2 protein-coding genes and 1 pseudogene are annotated in these 3,192 nt (G+C 72.6%); all 3 read left to right on the top strand.

Features of this window, described 5'->3' with window-relative positions; all coding sequences use genetic code 11:
* Nucleotides 1-73: 73 nt before the first annotated feature.
* Nucleotides 74-1,090, top strand: a pseudogene (locus ACFW1I_RS30985) (MurT ligase domain-containing protein); the annotation flags it as partial.
* 31 nt (nucleotides 1,091-1,121) lie between these two features.
* The gene (locus tag ACFW1I_RS30980; RefSeq protein ID WP_384676134.1) at nucleotides 1,122-1,850 is read left to right on the top strand and encodes a type 1 glutamine amidotransferase; all 729 of its coding nucleotides are present in this window, start codon (nucleotides 1,122-1,124) and stop codon (nucleotides 1,848-1,850) included.
* A 188-nt stretch (nucleotides 1,851-2,038) separates the two neighbouring features.
* Entirely contained in the window at nucleotides 2,039-3,067 is a 1,029-nt protein-coding gene (locus ACFW1I_RS30975; RefSeq protein ID WP_031006738.1) for a 6-phosphofructokinase, read from the top strand.
* Nucleotides 3,068-3,192 lie beyond the last annotated feature (125 nt).

Genomic DNA, 3,192 nt, shown 5'->3' with positions numbered 1-3,192 from the left:
TCTGGGGGTTGGTTTTTTTTTTAAACCCCACCGGTGGCCCCCCCCACAGCAAACCCCCCCCCCTCCCGGGTGGCGCGCGGCGGGGCCCGGGCCCCGCGCCCGGGTGGTCTCCAACGCCCTCGGCGCCAACATGCCCGCGGGCATCACCTCCGCCCTCGCCGGCGGAAGCGACGCCCGGTTCGGCGTGATCGAGGTCGACGAGAAGTACCTCGCCGGCGTCGCCCGCGACACCACCCCCAAGGCGATCGCGCTGCTCAACCTCTCCCGCGACCAGCTCGACCGCGCCGCCGAGACGCGGATGCTCGCCGAGAAGTGGCGCGAGGGCCTGAACGGCTCCAAGGCCGTCGTCATCGCCAACGCCGACGACCCGCTGATCGTCTGGGCCGCCTCCTCCTCCCCCAACGTGGTGTGGGTCGCGGTCGGCCAGGAGTGGAAGGACGACGCCTGGTCGTGCCCCTCCTGCGGCGGCGTCCTCCAGCGCCCCGGCGACGACTGGTTCTGCGGCGAGTGCGGCTTCCGCCGTCCCGCCCCGAGCTGGGCGCTCAGCGGCGACCACGTGCTCGACCCGCACGGCTCGGCCTGGCCCATCCGGCTCCAGCTGCCCGGCCGCGCCAACAAGGCGAACGCCGCCACCTCGGCCGCCGTCGCCGCCGTCTTCGGCGTCCCGCCGCAGGTCGCCCTGGAGCGCATGTACCAGGTGCAGGCCGTGGCCGGCCGCTACGACGTGGTCTCCTTCCAGGACCGGCAGCTGCGGCTGCTGCTCGCGAAGAACCCGGCCGGCTGGCTGGAGACGTTCTCGCTGATCGACCCGCCGCCGACGCCGGTGATCCTCTCGGTCAACGCGCGCGGCGCCGATGGCACCGACACCTCCTGGCTCTGGGACGTCGACTACGGCCGGCTCGCCGGCCACCCGATCATGGTCATCGGCGACCGACGGCTCGACCTCGCGGTCCGCCTGGAGGTCGCGGGCGTGGACTTCCGCGTCTGCGACACGCTCGACGAGGCGGTCGCCATGGCCCCGCCCGGCCAGATCGAGCTGATCGCCAACTACACCGCCTTCCAGGACGTACGCCGCCGTGTCGGCAACTGACCCCGCCCGGCCTCGCAGAAGGAGTGGCAGCATGAGTGACAGCAGCCTGCGTGTGGTCTGGGTCTACCCCGACCTCCTCAGCACCTACGGCGACCAGGGCAACGTCCTCGTCGTCGAGCGCCGCGCCCGCCAGCGCGGCCTGCACGTCGACCGCGTCGACGTCCGCAGCGACCAGCCGGTCCCCACCTCCGGCGACATCTACCTGATCGGCGGCGGCGAGGACCGGCCGCAGCGGCTCGCGGCCGAGCGGCTGCGCCGTGACGGCGGCCTCTCCCGGGCCGCCTCCAACGGCGCGATCATCTTCTCGGTCTGCGCCGGCTACCAGATCCTGGGCCACGAGTTCATCAACGACCTCGGGGCGCGCGAGCCGGGCCTCGGCCTGCTCGACGTCACCACGGTCCGCGGCGAGGGCGCCCGCTGCGTCGGCGACGTGCTCGCCGACATCGACCCGCACCTGGGCCTCCCCCAGCTGACCGGCTTCGAGAACCACCAGGGCGTCACCCACCTCGGCCCGACGGCCCGCCCCTTCGCGCGGACCGTCTTCGGCAACGGCAACGGCACCGGCGACGGCACCGAGGGCGCGTACAACGACACCGTCTTCGGCACCTACATGCACGGTCCCGTGATGGCCCGCAACCCGCAGATCGCGGACCTGCTCCTGAAGCTGGCCCTCGACGTCAACGCGCTGCCGCCGACCGACGACCGGTGGTACGAGGCGCTGCGCGCCGAGCGCATCGCGGCCGCCTCGCAGCCCGCCTGACGGATCGCCAGAAGGCCCTCGGACCTGCACTTCTGAGCGGCCTAGCGCACATTGGATTCGTAAGTAAATACGGTGTCCAATCTGCGGACATCCGGTTCGGCCCCGCCACCCGGCAACGATAGGGTGGCGGGGATCCAGCCGGACGACGTGGTCCGGGAGTCGGCCCACGTTGCAAAGGTTTTTGGGCTATGCGCATTGGTGTGCTCACCTCCGGCGGAGACTGCCCCGGTCTGAACGCCGTCATCCGTTCCGTCGTGCACCGGGCCGTCGTCGACCACGGTGACGAGGTCATCGGCTTCCACGACGGGTGGAAGGGCCTCCTGGAGTGCGACTACCGGAAGCTCGACCTCGACGCGGTCGGCGGCATCCTCGCCCGCGGCGGCACCATCCTCGGCTCCTCCCGCGTCCAGCCCGCCCACCTCGTCGACGGGGTCGAGCGGGCCAAGGGCCACGTCGCCGACCTCGGCCTCGACGCGATCATCCCGATCGGCGGCGAGGGCACCCTCAAGGCCGCCAACCTCCTCTCCGAGGCCGGCCTCCCCATCGTCGGCGTCCCGAAGACCATCGACAACGACATCGCCTCGACCGACGTCACCTTCGGCTTCGACACCGCCGTCACCGTCGCCACCGAGGCCCTCGACCGGCTGAAGACCACCGCCGAGTCCCACCAGCGCGTCCTCGTCGTCGAGGTCATGGGCCGTCACACCGGCTGGATAGCCCTGCACTCGGGCATGGCCGCCGGCGCCCACGCCGTCGTCGTCCCGGAGCGCCCCTTCGACATCGACGAGCTGACCTCCCGGGTCGGCGCCCGCTTCGAGGACGGCAAGCGGTTCGCGATCGTCGTGGTCGCCGAGGGCGCGAAGCCGCGCGAGGGCTCCTCCATGGACTTCAAGACCGCCGGCACCGACATCTACGGCCACGAGCGGTTCACCGGCGTCGCCAACCAGCTCTCCGTCGAGCTGGAGCGCCGGCTCGGCAAGGAGGCCCGCCCGGTCATCCTCGGCCACGTCCAGCGCGGCGGCACCCCCACCGCGTACGACCGCGTCCTCGCCACCCGCTTCGGCTGGCACGCGGTCGAGGCCGCGCACCGCGGCGAGTTCGGCATGCTGACCTCGCTGCGCGGCACCGACATCGTCATGGTCCCGCTGGCGCAGGCCGTGGAGACGCTGAAGACGGTCCCCGAGGACCGCTACGCCGAGGCCGAGTGCGTGCTCTGACGCCACGCGCGCGCCACACCCGCCCCCCGGGGGGGGGGGGGGCCGGGGGGGGGGGTTGGAGGGGGCGGGCCCCAACGCCCTAAGGGCTGGGGGCGCACTGGGCTCCCGGGTGTTACGGGTGGTAA

Source organism: Streptomyces sp. NPDC058955, assembly GCF_042741435.1.
Taxonomy (GTDB): domain Bacteria; phylum Actinomycetota; class Actinomycetes; order Streptomycetales; family Streptomycetaceae; genus Streptomyces.
This window is presented reverse-complemented; position numbering and strand designations above follow the sequence as displayed.